12 protein-coding genes are annotated in these 15,432 nt (G+C 73.3%); 4 read left to right on the top strand and 8 right to left on the bottom strand.

Features of this window, described 5'->3' with window-relative positions:
* Positions 1-222: 222 nt before the first annotated feature.
* Positions 223-2,061 carry a translation elongation factor 4 gene (lepA, locus tag ACFOWE_RS14155; protein ID WP_377287759.1) on the bottom strand — a complete coding sequence of 613 codons (1,839 nt, stop codon included), beginning with the start codon at positions 2,059-2,061 and terminating at the stop codon, positions 223-225.
* Positions 2,062-2,468: 407 nt separating this feature from the next.
* Between lepA and ACFOWE_RS14150 the strand changes: the two genes are divergently transcribed.
* Both ACFOWE_RS14150 and rpsT read left to right on the top strand, forming a co-directional pair.
* Positions 2,469-3,470 carry a hypothetical protein gene (locus tag ACFOWE_RS14150; protein WP_377287758.1) on the top strand — a complete coding sequence of 334 codons (1,002 nt, stop codon included), beginning with the start codon at positions 2,469-2,471 and terminating at the stop codon, positions 3,468-3,470.
* A 149-nt stretch (positions 3,471-3,619) separates the two neighbouring features.
* Positions 3,620-3,892: a 30S ribosomal protein S20 gene (gene rpsT / locus ACFOWE_RS14145; protein WP_377287757.1), complete on the top strand. Its 273-nt coding sequence runs from the start codon at positions 3,620-3,622 to the stop codon at positions 3,890-3,892.
* A gap of 83 nt (positions 3,893-3,975) precedes the next feature.
* Here rpsT and ACFOWE_RS14140 read toward each other — a convergent pair whose 3' ends face one another.
* Complete coding sequence (locus ACFOWE_RS14140; protein ID WP_377287756.1) at positions 3,976-4,464, bottom strand: MarR family winged helix-turn-helix transcriptional regulator; 489 nt, start codon at positions 4,462-4,464, stop codon at positions 3,976-3,978.
* Positions 4,465-4,535: 71 nt separating this feature from the next.
* Here ACFOWE_RS14140 and ACFOWE_RS14135 point away from each other — a divergent pair, with 71 nt between their 5' ends.
* Complete coding sequence (locus tag ACFOWE_RS14135) at positions 4,536-5,612, top strand: EamA family transporter (protein WP_377287755.1); 1,077 nt, start codon at positions 4,536-4,538, stop codon at positions 5,610-5,612.
* 71 nt (positions 5,613-5,683) lie between these two features.
* On the opposite strand, the gene holA is transcribed toward ACFOWE_RS14135, so the two are convergent.
* Positions 5,684-6,655, bottom strand: coding sequence for a DNA polymerase III subunit delta (gene holA, locus ACFOWE_RS14130; RefSeq protein ID WP_377287754.1), 972 nt, complete (start codon positions 6,653-6,655; stop codon positions 5,684-5,686).
* Positions 6,656-6,765: 110 nt separating this feature from the next.
* Between holA and ACFOWE_RS14125 the strand changes: the two genes are divergently transcribed.
* Complete coding sequence (locus ACFOWE_RS14125) at positions 6,766-6,921, top strand: hypothetical protein (protein WP_377287753.1); 156 nt, start codon at positions 6,766-6,768, stop codon at positions 6,919-6,921.
* Between the two features lie 263 nt (positions 6,922-7,184).
* Here ACFOWE_RS14125 and ACFOWE_RS14120 read toward each other — a convergent pair whose 3' ends face one another.
* From ACFOWE_RS14120 to hflX, 5 genes are all read right to left on the bottom strand, one after another.
* Positions 7,185-9,677 (bottom strand): ComEC/Rec2 family competence protein, encoded by a 2,493-nt coding sequence (locus ACFOWE_RS14120; protein ID WP_377287752.1) that lies wholly within the window; start codon positions 9,675-9,677, stop codon positions 7,185-7,187.
* 227 nt (positions 9,678-9,904) lie between these two features.
* A complete protein-coding gene (locus tag ACFOWE_RS14115) occupies positions 9,905-10,891 on the bottom strand; it encodes a helix-hairpin-helix domain-containing protein (protein ID WP_377287751.1) in 987 nt (328 codons plus the stop codon).
* Between the two features lie 193 nt (positions 10,892-11,084).
* The gene (locus ACFOWE_RS14110; protein ID WP_377287750.1) at positions 11,085-11,936 is read right to left on the bottom strand and encodes a DegV family protein; all 852 of its coding nucleotides are present in this window, start codon (positions 11,934-11,936) and stop codon (positions 11,085-11,087) included.
* A gap of 61 nt (positions 11,937-11,997) precedes the next feature.
* The gene (gene hutI, locus ACFOWE_RS14105) at positions 11,998-13,206 is read right to left on the bottom strand and encodes an imidazolonepropionase (RefSeq protein ID WP_377287749.1); all 1,209 of its coding nucleotides are present in this window, start codon (positions 13,204-13,206) and stop codon (positions 11,998-12,000) included.
* 617 nt (positions 13,207-13,823) lie between these two features.
* Positions 13,824-15,191 (bottom strand): GTPase HflX, encoded by a 1,368-nt coding sequence (hflX, locus tag ACFOWE_RS14100; protein WP_377289114.1) that lies wholly within the window; start codon positions 15,189-15,191, stop codon positions 13,824-13,826.
* Positions 15,192-15,432 lie beyond the last annotated feature (241 nt).

The raw sequence follows: 15,432 nt of genomic DNA, 5'->3' as shown, positions 1-15,432 counted from the left end.
CCCGCGGGGTCCCGCGCCGCCCCCGCGGGACCCCGTACCGGGACCGCCGCGGACGGGCCCGGATCCGGGCCCGGGAGCATCCCGAGTCCACGGACGGACCCCTGCCCGGGAGCGCCCTGAACCGGCGGGCGCCCCGGATCCGCGGCGTAGAGGGCGTAGAGGGCGTAGCGCCCGAGGGGCGGGCGCCGGTCGGCGCCCGCCCCTCGGCCTCGCCCTGCGGGACTACTTCTTGGCCTTGTCCACGGAGGACTCGGTGGACAGCGCGGCGACGAAGGCCTCCTGGGGGACCTCCACCCGGCCGACCATCTTCATCCGCTTCTTGCCTTCCTTCTGCTTCTCCAGCAGCTTGCGCTTACGGGAGATGTCACCGCCGTAGCACTTGGCGAGGACGTCCTTGCGGATGGCGCGGATGTTCTCGCGGGCGATGACCCGGGCGCCGATGGCCGCCTGGATCGGCACCTCGAACTGCTGCCGCGGGATGAGCTCGCGGAGCTTCTTGGCCATCTCGACGCCGTAGCCGTACGCCTTGTCCTTGTGCACGATGGCGCTGAAGGCGTCGACGGCCTCGCCCTGGAGCAGGATGTCGACCTTGACCAGGTCGGCCTCCTGCTCGCCGTGCGGCTCGTAGTCGAGCGAGGCGTAGCCGCGCGTGCGGGACTTGAGCTGGTCGAAGAAGTCGAAGATGATCTCGCCGAGCGGCATGGTGTAGCGGATCTCGACCCGGTCCTCGGACAGGTAGTCCATGCCCTGCAGCGCGCCGCGGCGGTTCTGGCAGAGCTCCATGATGGCGCCGATGAACTCCGACGGGACCAGCACGGTCGCCTTCGTCACCGGCTCGAAGACCTTGTCCACCTTGCCCGTGGGGAACTCCGACGGGTTGGTGACGACGACCTCCTTGCCGTCCTCCATGATCACCCGGTAGACCACGTTGGGCGCGGTGGAGATGAGCGAGAGGTTGAACTCCCGCTCCAGGCGCTCGCGGACGATCTCCATGTGGAGCAGGCCGAGGAAGCCGCAGCGGAAGCCGAAGCCCAGCGCCGCGGAGGTCTCCGGCTCGTAGACCAGGGCGGCGTCGTTGAGCTGGAGCTTGTCCAGGGCCTCGCGCAGCTCCGGGTAGTCGTCGCCGTCGATCGGGTACAGCCCGGAGAAGACCATCGGCTTGGGGTGCTCGTAGCCGCCGAGCGGCTCGGTCGCGCTCTTGGCCACGGAGGTCACCGTGTCGCCGACGCGCGACTGGCGCACGTCTTTCACACCGGTGATCAGATAACCCACCTCGCCGACGCCGAGCCCCTTGTCCGCGACCTTCGGCTCCGGGGAGATGACGCCGATCTCCAGCGTCTCGTGGGCTGCGCCGGTGGACATCATCAGGATGCGCTCGCGCTTGCCCAGGTGCCCGTCCATGACCCGGACGTAGGTGACCACGCCGCGGTAGGTGTCGTAGACCGAGTCGAAGATCAGCGCGCGGGCCGGCGAGTCGGCCTCGCCGACCGGGGCGGGGATGTTCGCGACCACGTGGTCGAGGAGCTCGCGCACGCCGACGCCGGTCTTGCCGGAGACCTTCAGCACGTCCTCCGGCTCGCAGCCGATGAGGTGGGCGAGCTCGGCGGCGTACTTCTCCGGCTGGGCCGCCGGCAGGTCGATCTTGTTGAGCACCGGGATGATCGTCAGGTCGGCGTTCATCGCCAGGTAGAGGTTGGCCAGCGTCTGGGCCTCGATCCCCTGCGCGGCGTCGACCAGCAGGATCGCGCCCTCGCACGCCTGCAGCGACCGGGAGACCTCGTAGGTGAAGTCGACGTGCCCCGGGGTGTCGATCATGTTGAGGACGTAGTCGGTCTCGCCGACCTTCCACGGCAGCCGGACCGCCTGCGACTTGATCGTGATGCCGCGCTCGCGCTCGATGTCCATCCGGTCGAGGTACTGGGCCCGCATGGAACGGTCGTCGACCACGCCGGTGATCTGCAGCATGCGGTCGGCAAGCGTCGACTTGCCGTGGTCGATGTGCGCGATGATGCAGAAGTTGCGGATCACCGCGGGATCGGTCTGGCCAGGCTGGTTACGCACCGGTGTCCGTTTCGATGGATTGATGATGATCTGGGGCTGGCAAATCCAGCCATCTTCCCAGCAAGTCTAGCGAGAGGGCCGGTGACTTCGTCCCGACGGGGAGAACCGCGGGACCGCAGGGCCGCGCCGCCTCCGCACCCCGCCTCCGCCTCCGGTTCCGCCTCCGCCCCCGGTTCCGCCTCCGCCCCCGGTTCCGCCTCCGGTTCCGCCTCCAGATCCACGCTCTCACCCGCTCGCGACTCCGCGCCCCGCCCCCGCCCCCGCTCACCTGGGTCGGCCCACACGCGCCGGCCCGCCCTGGACCTCCTGGACATCGGTGATGTCCAGGACATCCGTGATGTCCGGGGCGCCGGGGACGTCCGGTGCGCCCGTTGACGGGGGAGGGCGGGGCACGATCACATGTCCGGATGATGAAGCGGATCACGGTACGGCGCTGCCTGCGCGTGCTCGCGGGCGTGGCGGCCCTCCTCGTCGCGCTCCCGGCGATGGTCGCGGCCTTCTTCTGGTTCCAGTTCGCCGGCGCCCCCGAGTCCTGGGCGAGGAGCTCCGGCCACGACGCCCTCTGGCTCGGGCACGCCTGGGTGGACGGGCGCCGGACCGAGGCCGACGTGAGGGCGCTGGCCGTACGGCTGCGCGAGACCGGGATCAGGGACGTCTACGTCCACTCGGGGCCGTTCGAGTTCGACGGGACGCTCCGGGCGGACAGGTATGCGAACGCGGAGGACTTCCTGAGGTGGTGGCGGGCCGAACTGCCCGGGGTCCGCGTCTCCCCCTGGCTCGGCCAGAAGGTCGACCACGGCCTCGACCTCGCCGACCCGGCCGCCCGGCAGCGCGTGCTCGACGGCGTGCGGGACGTCATGGCCCTCGGTTTCGACGGCGTGCACTACAACTTCGAGCCGGTCACCAGCGGCGATCCCGGCTTCCTCGACCTGCTGGAGCGGACCCGCCCGCTCGTCGCCGGCGGCCCGCTCTCGACCTCGACCCCGCAGCTCGAGCCGGTGCCCGGCCTGCTCCCGCTCGCCCGGGCGGCCATCGGGCACGACAAGTACTGGTCGCAGGAGTACTTCCGCGAGGTCGTGGCCCGCACCGACCAGGTGGCGATCATGACCTACGACTCGGGGATGCCGCTCGGCTCGCTCTACGGCGGCCATGTCGTACAGCAGGGCGAGCTGGCCCTGCGCCTCGTACCGGAGGGCAAGACCCTGCTGCTGGGCGCCCCCGCCTACCACGACCACAACGTCCCCTGGGGCGACTCCGCCGAGAGCGTCGCCACGGCGGCCGAGGGCGCCCGGCTGGCGCTGAGCCGGCACGGGAGGCCGCGTGAGCGGTTCGGGCTGGCCCTGTACGTCGACTTCGCGGCCATCGAGGAGGACTGGACCGAGTACACCGGATTCTGGCACCGGCCCTGAGGTCAACCCGGTACAATATTCGAGCATTCCTCTGCCCAGCGCGTCGATTTGAGCGACCGCCTGGGCAGTTGGTAGCCTGTCCAACTGCGTGTGGCGCGCCCTCTCTGCCCGCGCGCCCCATCCGACGACATCATCACCGAGGCTTCTTCGTGGCGAACATCAAGTCCCAGATCAAGCGCAACCGGCAGAACGAGAAGGCCCGGCTGCGCAACAAGGCTGTCAAGTCGTCCCTGAAGACGGCGATCCGCAAGTTCCGCGAGGCCGCCGAGCAGGGCAACGTCGACGAGGCCGTCGCGCTCCAGCGCGCCGCCGCCCGTCAGCTGGACAAGGCCGCCAGCAAGGGCGTCATCCACAAGAACCAGGCCGCCAACCGCAAGTCGGCGATCGCCCAGCGCGTCGCCGCCCTGACGGCCGCCAAGTAACCCCGGTTCTTCACCGAAGCGCCGCGTCCCCGCAGGGGGCGCGGCGCTTCGGCGTTCCCGCATCTCACGGCGGCGCTCCCGGATCACTCCAGAGCGGCGAGCAGGTCCCGGAGCAGGCCGGTCAGGCGCTCGCGGTCCCCGTCCGGCAGGGCGGCCAGCGCCTCGTGCTGCGGGCCCAGCCCGGCGGCCACCGCCTCGTCGATGACCTGGAGCCCCCGGGCGGTGAGGGCGACCCGCAGCGCCCGGCGGTCATCCGGGTCGGGGGTGCGGGTGACCAGGCCCGCACGCTCCAGCCGGTCCAGCCGGCCTGTCATCCCGCCCGAGGTCAACATGAGCGTGGCGGTCATGGCCTTGGGAGACAGCGTGTACGGCTCGCCCGCACGGCGGAGCGAGGCCAGCACGTCGAACTCGCCCCGGCCGATGCCGTAGCGCCCGTAGACCGCCTCCATGCGGTCGCCCATGAGCCGGGCGATCCGGTAGATCCGCCCGAAGACGCCCATCGGTGTCGCGTCCAGGTCGGGCCGCTCCCGCCGCCACTGCTCCACGATCCGGTCGACCGGGTCCTCTGTCATGCCGCCATCTTAGCTTGACGGTAAATAACTTAGTGCTAAGTTAATTAGTGCTAAGCCGAATGGAGGCCCGCATGTCCGCTCCGCGTCCGTCCCTGGTCGCCGCCACCGCCTTCGCCCCCGTCGTCTGGGGCAGCACCTACCTGGTGACCACCGAGTTCCTGCCGCCCGACCGCCCGCTGCTCACCGCGCTGCTCCGTGCCCTCCCCGCTGGGCTGCTGCTGGTCGCCGCGACCCGCACGATCCCCCGGGGCGGCTGGTGGTGGCGGGCCGCGGTCCTGGGCACCCTGAACATCGGGATGTTCTTCCCGCTGCTCTTCCTGGCCGCCTACCGGCTGCCCGGCGGCGTCGCCGCCGTGCTGGGCTCCGTCCAGCCGCTCATCGTCGCCGGCCTCACCCGCGCCGTGCTCCACGAGACGGTCCCGCTCCACCGGGTCCTCGCAGGCGTCGCCGCCACCACGGGAGTGGCGCTCGTCGTGCTGAGGTCCGGCGCCGCCCTCGACCCGCTCGGAATCACCGCAGGTCTGGTGGGCGCCGCCGGGATGGCCGCCGGGCTCGTCCTCACCCGGGCCTGGGGCAAGCCCGCGGGGGTCGGCGATCTGGCCCTCACCGGCTGGCAGCTCACCGCGGGCGGCCTGGTGATCGCCCCGCTCGCGTTCGCCGTGGAAGGCCCCTTCCCCGCCGTCGGAGCGGTGGCCGCGGGCGGCTACCTGTGGCTGGGACTCGTCGGCACGGCCGCCGCCTACACGCTCTGGTTCCGGGGGGTCGGGCGGCTGCCCGCGCTCCAGGTCTCCCTGCTCGGCGCCCTGAGCCCGCTCACCGCGGCCCTGCTCGGCTGGGCCGTCCTGGGGCAGACGCTCAGCCCGCTCCAGCTGGGCGGCTTCGCGGTGGCCCTCGCCGCCACCGTCCTGGGCCAGCTCCCGCCGCCCCGGCGACTCCGTCCGGAGACGGCCCGTCCGGAAACGGCAGGACCCGCCGGACCGAGTGTGAGCACTCCGGAACCAGCCGGCCGGGACGCGGACAATCGGGACGCGACCGGCAGGAACACGACCAGCAGGGACGCGACCGGGCGGGACGCCGGGCGCGCCCACCGGCCCGCCCGGAGCCTCCGGGTCCGGTCCGCCCACCGGGTCGGCTCGCTCAAGCCGTGAAGGTCCCCGGGTCCGCCGGCAGACGGAGGCCGGTCCCGGACCCGGCCTCCGGGCGGGGAGCGGCGCCCCTCCTAACGGCCGGTACGGCTGGCCACGATGGTCTGGATGGCCCGCTCCAGCGCGTAGGCGGGGTCCGCTCCGCCTCCCTTGACCTGCTCGTCCGCTGCGGCGACGGCCTGCAGCGCCCGTGCGATGCCGTCCGGGCCCCACCCTCCCAGCTGCTCCTGGACCCGGCCGACCTGCCAGGGGGGCATGCCGAGATGGGCGGCGAGCTGCCCTCCCCGGAGGTTGCGCGGGGCCCCGCTCACCTTGGCCAGCATGCGCAGTCCCCGGCCGAGCGCGCTCACCAGCAGCACGGGGGCCGTCCCGGTGGCCAGGGCCCAGCGCACCTGCTCGAGCGCGTCCCCCAGACGGCCCGCGATCGCCGAGTCCGCCACGGTGAACCCGCTGACCTCGGCCCGGCCCCGGTGGTACCGGGCCACGGCGGCCTCGTCGATGACCTTGCCCGGGGTGTCGGAGGCGAGCTGGCTGCACGCGGCGGCCAGCTCGCGCAGGTCGTTGCCGACCGCCTCGAGCAGGGCACCGGCCGCCTCACCGCTGACGGTCCGCCCCGCGCGCTTCAGCTCGGCCCTGACGAAGGCGAGCCGTTCGGCGGGCTTGGTCAGCTTGCTGACGGTGACCACCCGGGCCCCGGCCTTCTTCACCCCGTCGACCAGGGCCTTGCCCTTGACGCCTCCCGGATGGACGAGGACCAGCACGGCCTCCTCGGACGGATCGGCCGTGTAGGAGACGACCTCGGCGACGGCGTCCTTCGTCAGGTCCTGTGCCGAGCGGATGACCACCACCGACCGGTCACCGAACAGTGAGGGCGCGGTCAACCGGGTCAACTCGCCCGGCTCCACCTTCCCGCCGACCAGGTCGACGACCTCGGCGGCCGGATCCGCCGCCCGGACCGCCGCGACCACCTCGCCCACCGCGCGATCGGCCAGGAGCTCCTCGTCGCCGGTCACCAGGGTCACGAGTGCAGGATCGCTTGCCGCCATGCCGAGCAGCATGCCACGTGACGGCGACCGAATCGCAATCAGCAAGCCATTCGCAATCGCACTGCAGGCGTTCCGGGGCAGTATCAGGAAGGACAGAGGAGGTGAGAAGCATGATGACGTCCACCATTCGCCGTCACACCTGCCCGCGCTGCGGCACGGTCCTTGACGAGGGCCCCATCATGTATCGCTGCGCGCGGTGCAAGCGCTCGGTCTATGCCGCCGACGTGAACACGGAGTTCCGCCGTCCGGTCAAGACGTCGGCCTGAGGCCTCCGTCTCGGGGCCCTCCCCCCAGGCCCCGCCCCGGCCCACCCGCCCTTCCGGATCCCCACCACCGAGCCCCAGGTCCTCCCGGGGCCTCCGGATCCCCTCGCCGTCGAGCCCCGGGTCCTCCCGGACCTTTCATCGCCCTCCCAGCCGGGCCTCCGCCTTCAACGGCCTTCCAGCTAGGCCCTTCCCCGCCCCCGACGCCCCTCTCGGCCGCAGGTGCCCTTTCTGATCGTTTCCCAGCGCCTTCGCGAGCCCGAGCGTCAGCGGCCCCGCGAGACGACCGCCAGGCCGCCTTCTCGGGCCACCACCGCCAGGTCACCCGAGAGGTCCGTGCGGTGGATCCGCATACCGAGCCGGTTCAGCCGGGCGAGGGTCGCGACGGCGGGATGGCCGTAGCCGTTGTCCGCGCCGACGCTGATCAGCGCCGCCCGTGCCCCGACCGCCGCGAGGAACCCGGGATGCTGCCTGCGCGCACCGTGATGGGCGACCTTGAGGACGTCCGCGGGCGGGAAGCCCCGGCGGAGCAGCTCCTCCTGCGCCTCGGTCTCCATGTCGCCGCTGAGCAGCGCCGTCCCGGCCGCCCAGCGCACGTGCACCACGACACTGGCGTTGTTGATCTCCGCTCCCTCTCCTCCCCCGCCGACGGGCGCCGCCTCGTCCGGCGGGCCGAGGACCGTGAGCAGGGATGGCCCGAATCGCCAGGCCGTGCCCGGCCGGGCCGTCCACCGGGCGACCCCGCGGCGGGCGAGGTCGCTCCGGAGCCGGGCGGTCTCCTTCCCCTCCGCCCCCGGGCCGAGCAGCACGGCGCCCACCCGCCGTCCGCGGAAGACGCCGTCCAGTCCTCCGACGTGGTCGAAGTGCGGATGGGTCAGGACGACCAGCGGCACCTCCTCTATCTCCATGGCCCGCAGGCAGCGGTCCACCGGCACCGGGTCGGGGCCCGCGTCGACGACCACCGCCCGGCCCCGCCCCGCCGTGACCAGCAGCGCGTCTCCCTGACCGACGTCGCACGCCACCAGCAGCCAGTGCTCCGGCGGCCAGCGGGCGACGGCCGGAACCACGAGCACGGCCGCCGTGAGCGCCCCCGCCGCCACGGCACCGATGATCCACCTCGTCCTCCGGTGCCGCAGCGCCAGGACGGCCACCGGCGTGACGACGGCCAGGAGGACCAGGCCGGGCAGGCCCGCCGGCCAGGGGACCACCGCCAGGGGAAGACCGGCGGCGTGCTCCGCCACCTCGATGATCCACCCGGTCGCCAGGCCCGCGGGGCGCACCAGCGACCGGGCGACCGGCATCAGCACGGGCGCGACCAGCGCGGCGGCGAAACCGAGCAGGGTCGCGGGGGCGACGGCCGGACCCGCCAGGAGGTTCGCCGGGACGGAGACCGGCGAGAGCTGGCCCGACATGAGCACCAGGACCGGGGTGACCGCGGCCTGCGCCGCCGCGGGCACGGCGATCGCCTCCGCGAGCCAGCGCGGGAGCCGCCGGGGCGGACGCCCGCCGGAGGCCCCGGCAGAGGATCCGCAGGGGAGTCCGGTGTGGAGCCGGCGGTCCGAGCGCCCGGTGGGGGGACCGGTGGGCCGGTGCCCGGCCATGCGGTCGCGCCAGCGCGGGGCGAGCACCAGGATGCCCCCCGTGGCGCACACCGACAGGGCGAAGCCGTACGAGCGGGCGAGAGCGGGGTCGAACAGGATCAGCCCGAGGACGGTCACCGACAGGGCCGCGACACCGTCGCGGGAACGGCCCGTGCCGAGCGCCAGAGCGGCGACGGTCCCCATGAGGAGCGCGCGGAGCACGCTGGGCGACGGCCGTGCGATGACCGCGAAGGCGAGCATCGCGCAGACCGCCAGCGCCGCCCGACCGGCGAGCGGCAGCCCGGCCAGCCGTGCCAGTGCCACGGCCGCCCCTGCCACGACCGCGAGATTGGCACCGCTGACCGCGGTGAGATGGCTGAGCCCCGCCTCCCTGAAGTCGGCCTCGACCTGCTCGTCCATGCGGGACACGTCGCCGGCGACCAGGCCGGGCAGCAGGCCGCGCTGCGCCTCCGGCAGCACGTCGGCGGCCCGCCGGAGGCCCGCCCTGAAGACGCCCGCCACGCTCTGCACCCGTGACGGCCCGTCCAGGACCCGGGGCGGCTCCCGGACGAGGACCACCGCCGCGAGCAGCTCTCCCGGCTCCGCGGAACGGAACCGGCCCCGGACCTCGACCCGCTGGCTGGGCAGCAGGGAGGCCCATTCCTGTCCTGAGGCGAGCAGCACCACCGGGACCCGGACCCGCGTCCTGCCCGCCCTCGTCGTGACCGCCTCGGCCCTGGCCGGCACGGCGAAGCTCTCTTCCAGGAACGCCGGCGTCCGCTGCCGCAGCCTGCGGGGGTCGTCCGTCAGCACGGCCTCCACCGTCGCCGAGGCCCCTTCCCGCACCAGCCCGGCCACCGGCCCCGTGCCTGTCGCGTGGACCCGGAAGGCCACCGTCGCGGCCGTCGCCGCCACGCAGGCGAGCACCGCGACGGCCACGTTTCCCCAGGCCGGAGAAGTGGCCGCCGGTCCCCGGCGCGGTCCCGGATGCGGTCCCGGGCGCACCCTGGAGCGGCGGGCCCGCGACACGGCGGGGACCACGCCGGCGACCGCGGCGGCCGCCACCGCGGCACCGGCCCAGGGTGGGCAGCCCAGCAGGACGAGGGCTGCCGCCCAGGAGGCGAGGGCGGGCAGGACCAGCCGGAGGGAGTACGGAGAACCCGTCCGGGCCCCGGACACCCGTCCACCGGTCCCCCGCCGCCGGTCGAGGACCGGATGCGGGGAACAGGCCGGACCCGCGGACCCGCCGCCGTGGGGCGTCCCGGCGGAGGCGGAGGCAGGGGACGCGGTGCCGACGACGGCATGGGCGGCGCACACGCCGCGGACTGCGAGAGCGCGGACGGCCGCCGCGGAGCGCGCGAGAGGTCCCGGAAGGAACCTGCGGGGGCCAGGACGGTGGTCCGTCGTCATACGCGCACCCTGTCCTTCATCTCGGCGTACTTCTTCTCGCCGATGCCGCTCACCTCGCGGAGCTGTTCGACGCTCCGGAAGCCCCCGTGCCCGTCGCGGTATTCGGTGATCCGGCGGGCGAGCACCTCCCCGACCCCCGGAAGCTCCTCCAGCTGCTCCGCGGTGGCGGCGTTGAGGTCGATGAGCGTCGCGGTGGGATCGGCGGGACCGGCCGGCGCCGGAAGCACGGCGGTGGCGGCGGGTCCTCCGCGTGGACCGCCGATGACGATCTGCTCCCCGTCGACGAGCCTGCGGGCGAGGTTGAGCGGATCGGAGGAGGCCCCCTTGCGCACTCCTCCGGCGGCGCTGACCGCGTCGGTGACCCGGGAGCCGCCGGGAAGCGTGAAGACACCCGGCCTGCGGACCTTCCCTGTGACGTGGACGGTGACCCCGGTGCCCGCCGAGGAATGCGGGCGGGGCGGGGCCGTCTCCGTGGCGGGAGGGCCGGAGACCGGCGCGGGCGGCGCGAGGAGCTCGGGCTCCGGCTGGGACCTCCAGGCGTAGACCCCTCCGGCGATGACCGCGGCCAGAGCGACCAGGATCAGTGCGCGCACCCCGGGGCGGCCGGGGTCGAGAGCCGGGCCGTGGGCGGCGACGGCCGCGCGGAGGGCGGCGAATGAGGACGGTACCTGCGCGGGAGCCGTGCGCCCGGTGCGCCCCACTTCCGTGAGACCCGTCCCGGTGAAACCCGCGGGGCCTGCGGGAGCCGTACACCCCGTGAGACCGGAGGGGGCGGAGGGGCCGGAGGGGCCGTTGTGTTTGGCGGGGTCCATGGGGCTCGTGGGGCCGGTGTGTCCGCTGGAGCCCGCGGAGACCGCGGCGGCCTCCGGGGAAAGCTCGTCGCGCGCCCCCGGACCCGCCTGCGCGGAGGAGGGCCCGGGCGCCGTCAGCGTCCGCAGCCGCGACTCCGCCCGGAAGCGCTCGGTGACCTCATCTGCACGCACGTCCGGAACGCTAGGGCGGCGCCACCGCCCGCCCGCCGGTCGGACCGCGTTCTGTGGACGGCCACCGGGACGGCCCGCGCCCTGTGGAGAAGTCCTCGCGCCGCACCCACGCCCGAACCCACGCCCGAACCCGCGTCCGCGACCACGCCCGCACCCACGCCCTGCCGCTGCCCCGTCCGGAAGAACGCGCGGATCAGGCCGGGACGGGGGAGACCGTCACCCCGAGCATGCCCGGCCCCGAATGGGCGCCGATGACCGCGCCCACCTCGACCGCCATCACCCGGACGGCCTCGGGAAGGCGCCGGGCCAGGCGCTCCGCCAGTGCCTCGGCACGGGAAGGAGAGGAGATGTGCTGGACGGCCACCTCGACCGGGCCGGTGCCCGCGGCCTGGACCGCGAGGTCCTCGAGGCGGGCGATGGCCCGGGTGGAGGTGCGCACCTTCTCCAGCGGCGCGATCACACCGCCGTCGATGTGCAGCAGCGGCTTGATCGCCAGGGCGGATCCGAGCCAGCTCGCCGCCGTGCCGATCCGGCCTCCCCTGCGCAGGTACTCCAGGGTGTCGAGGTAGAAGAAGGTGCGGGTTGCCGTCATGCGGCGCCGGGCGGCTCCGGCCACGGCGGCGCGGTCTCCCCCGTGCGCCGCCGCCTCGGCGGCGGCGAGGACCGGGAAGGCGAGCCCCATGGCGACGGACCCGCTGTCGATGACCTCCACCGGGATCGGCGCGTCGTCGGCGCCCGCCCTGGCGGCCTCGACGGTGCCCGACATCTCCCCGGACAGGTGCACGGAGACCACGGCCCGCGCGCCGGCGGCCGCCGCGGCGGCGTAGGCGTCGGTGAAGCGCCGGGGCGCGGGCCGCGAGGTCGTGATCGGGGACCGCTCCCGGAAGGCCCGGTGCAGCTCCGCCCGGTCGGCCTGCGCCATCTCGTCGTAGGCCCGGCCTCCGATGACCACCTGGAGCGGCACCACGGTGATCCCCAGCCTCGTGGCCTCCTGGAGCGGAAGGTACGCGGTGGAGTCGGTGACGACGGCGACCGGTGACGACATGTCCAGAAGGTTATCCTCCGTCAAGATCACGTATTCGGGAGCGGAGCCGGGCCCCGGAGTGCTACTGGACGGGGGTGCCGCCGCGCCAGACACGGCGCGGCTTGAGGCCGAACGCCCAGGCGAAGGCCCCCTCGTGGTCGGCGTCCCACTGCACGATGTCGGCCAGGCGGCCCGGGGCCAGGACGCCCCGGTCGGGAGCCCCGAGGGCGGTGGCCCCGCCCAGGGTGGCCGCGCGCAGGGCGTCGCCGACGCTCATGCCGAAGGCCGCCACGGCGAGGCTGACCACCAGGGACATCGAGGTGATGCCGCAGTGGCCGGGGTTGTGGTCGCTGCCGAGGGCCACGGTGACCCCCTGGGCCAGCATGCGCCGGACGGGCGGCGGGCTGCCGCTCTGGAGCGCGGTGCCGGGACAGAGCACGGCGGGGACGCCGTAGCGGGCGAGGATCGCGATGTCCTCGTCGGAGGTGTGGTGGAGCAGGTCGGCGGAGGCGCACCCGAGCTCGGCGGCGAGCTGCACGGCGCCGCGGCGGCTGTAGGCGCCGGCGTGGACGCGGGGCAGCAGGCCGACGCTGCGGCCGGAGGCCAGCACCCAGCGGGCCTCCTCGGTGGTGAAGTGACCCTCGTCGCAGTAGACGTCCACGCTGTCGGCGCCCGCCGCGGCGGCGTCGGCGCACCAGGCGCCCACGGCCTCGACGTAGTCGCGCTGCCGGCCGAAGTACTCCGGCGGGACGACGTGCGCGGCGAGGAAGGTGACGTGCACGCGCGGCATCATCGGTTCCTTCTCGAGCTCGCGCAGGAGCCGCACGTCGGCCAGCTCGCCGTCCCGGGTGAGGTGGTAGCCGGTCTTGGCCTCGACCGTGGTGGTGCCGCCGAGCAGCCAGGAGCGCAGCCGCTCGCGCACGCCGTTGCAGAGGGTCCACGGGTCGGTCCCGCGGGTCACCGTGACGGTGGAGCCGATGCCCCCGCCGGCGGCGGTGATCGCGGACGGGGTGGAGCCGCCGGAGCGCATGGCCAGCTCGGCGTACCGGTTGCCGGCGTAGACGGGGTGGGTGTGGGCGTCGATCAGGCCGGGCGTGACGAGCGCACCGCCGAGGTTCTCGACGTGGTCGACGTCGACGATGTCGTCCACCACGCCGGGCACGCTCTGTGGCAGGTCGGCGGCGCGGCCGACCCAGGCGATGCGATCGTTGTGCACGAGGATCGCGGCGTTGCTGCAGACGTCGTTGCCGGTCCAGAGCCGGCCGATGTTGGTCAGGAGGCGGACCGTCATCGCATCACCGCCTTGTGCGCAGGGAAGTGCACCGGAGCGAGGGGCGTCACCGCAGACGGTGCGGGAACCGGCCCGGTGCCGGGCGTCGCGCCCGCCGGGTCCGCTCCGGGTCCGGACGACATTCGGGGGTCTCCTGCTCTCATCCGCTCTCGGGTGCGGCGACAGTGCCACCGGATTCATGATCCGGCGGTTCGGTTCAGTTACGTTATTTCACAGTTTGGCCTGATGTACAGGCTAATTGAGAAGAACACCGATTCGCCGAAATCACCACCGGCTCACCGGCCCCGCGACCACAACGGACATTGATGACGTTTCCGCAGCTCAGATCACGTCTTCCCCACCTGCAACACCGGGCGACAAACAGACCTGCGCCCTAACATCTCGTCAGGTTTGCCCCATGGTAGCAACCTGGGCCTTGACCGGCTACTGTCTCTATTATGACCATTTGACCGATTTTTGGAGGGGATAGTTCTTCCCAGGAAGAGGCCTTCTCGCAAGCCCGCGCATTGAGCGGAGGCGCTCCACACTTCTAGTGTTGGAAACGAAAGACCGCCGTGCCGATGCGCGCCCGGAGGGCGGCACCGGCACGGCGGCCGGCGGGAGTACGGCGGGCCGGATCAGACGGTCTCGACCGGCTTGGCCGTCCTCTCCAGCTCCGCGTAGAGGGAAGGCCTGACCCTGGCGTGCAGGACCGTGCCCTCCTCGGTGTGCTCGAGGTCGATGACCTCGCCCTCCTGGTGCGCCCGGGAGACCAGGTCGCCCCGCTGGTACGGCACGAGCATGCGGATCTCCCGGTCGAAGCGCGGCAGTTCGCGCTCGATCACGGCCCGCAGCTCGTCGATCCCGGCGCCGGTGCGGGCCGAGACGACGACGGTGTGCTTCTCCTGGGCCGCCAGCTGGGCCAGCGCCACCGGGTCGGCGGCGTCGGACTTGTTGACGACCACGATCTCCGGGATGCCGCGGGCGTCCTCGATCTCGGCGATCACCTCCCGCACGGCGGCGATCTGCGCCTGCGGGTCGGGGTGCGAGCCGTCGACCACGTGCAGGATCAGGTCGGCGTCGCCGACCTCCTCCAGCGTGGAGCGGAACGCCTCCACCAGCTGGTGCGGCAGGTGCCGGACGAATCCGACGGTGTCGGCGAGCGTGAACAGCCGCCCGTCCGGGGTGTAGGCCTTGCGGACCGTCGGGTCCAGGGTGGCGAAGAGCGCGTCCTCCACGAGCACGCCCGCACCGGTCAGCCGGTTCAGCAGCGAGGACTTGCCCGCGTTGGTGTAGCCGGCGATGGCCACGGCGGGGACCTCGCGCTGCTGGCGCCGGGCGCGCTTGGTCTCGCGCGCGGTGGTCATCCCCGCGATCTGGCGGCGCAGCTTGGCCATCCGCTCGCGGATGCGGCGGCGGTCCAGCTCGATCTTGGTCTCACCGGGACCGCGCCCGCCGATGCCGACGCCGCCCGCGGCCCGGCCGCCGACCTGGCGGGACAGGTTGCCACCCCAGCCGCGCAGCCTCGGCAGCAGGTAGTTGAGCTGGGCGAGCTCGACCTGGGCCTTGCCCTCCCTGCTCTTGGCGTGCTGGGCGAAGATGTCGAGGATCAGCATGGTCCGGTCGATGACCTTGACCTTGACGACCTCCTCCAGCTGGCGCAGCTGGCCGGGGCTCAGCTCACCGTCGCAGATCACGGTGTCGGCGCCGGTGGCCGCGACGATGTCGGCCAGCTCCTGGGCCTTGCCCGAGCCGATGTAGGTCGCCGTGTCGGGCTTCTGCCGGCGCTGGATCAGTCCTTCCAGCACCTGCGAGCCCGCCGTCTCGGCCAGGAGCTTGAGCTCCAGGAGGGAGTTCTCGGCGTCGACCGCCGTGCCCGAGGTCCAGACGCCCACCAGGACGACCCTCTCGAGTCGCAGCTGGCGGTATTCGACCTCGGTGACGTCCTCGAGCTCGGTGGAGAGGCCCGCCACCCGGCGCAGGGCCTGGCGCTCGGCCAGCTCCATCTCGCCGATCTCGGGCAGATCGTCGAACTGGTCAAAGTCCAGCGACTCACGAGTGTCTATGTCGTTGCTCCGTTCGGATGCCTGGGTTCTCACGTGCCACGTGCGTGCCACGTGTCGTGACATCTATGACAACGCCTGAACGCCTCAGATGTTTCCCCGTGATGGTGCCACGCGAACACCGCGGGTCTCACCCGGTTATCCGTCCGCCGTCAGCGAATCGGCGGCCGCGGGACCCGCCCGG

It is taken from the genome of Planomonospora corallina (assembly GCF_042650625.1).
Lineage (GTDB): Bacteria > Actinomycetota > Actinomycetes > Streptosporangiales > Streptosporangiaceae > Planomonospora_B > Planomonospora_B corallina.
The sequence above is the reverse complement of the archived record's forward strand: the minus strand, read 5'-3'. Positions and strand labels throughout refer to the sequence as shown.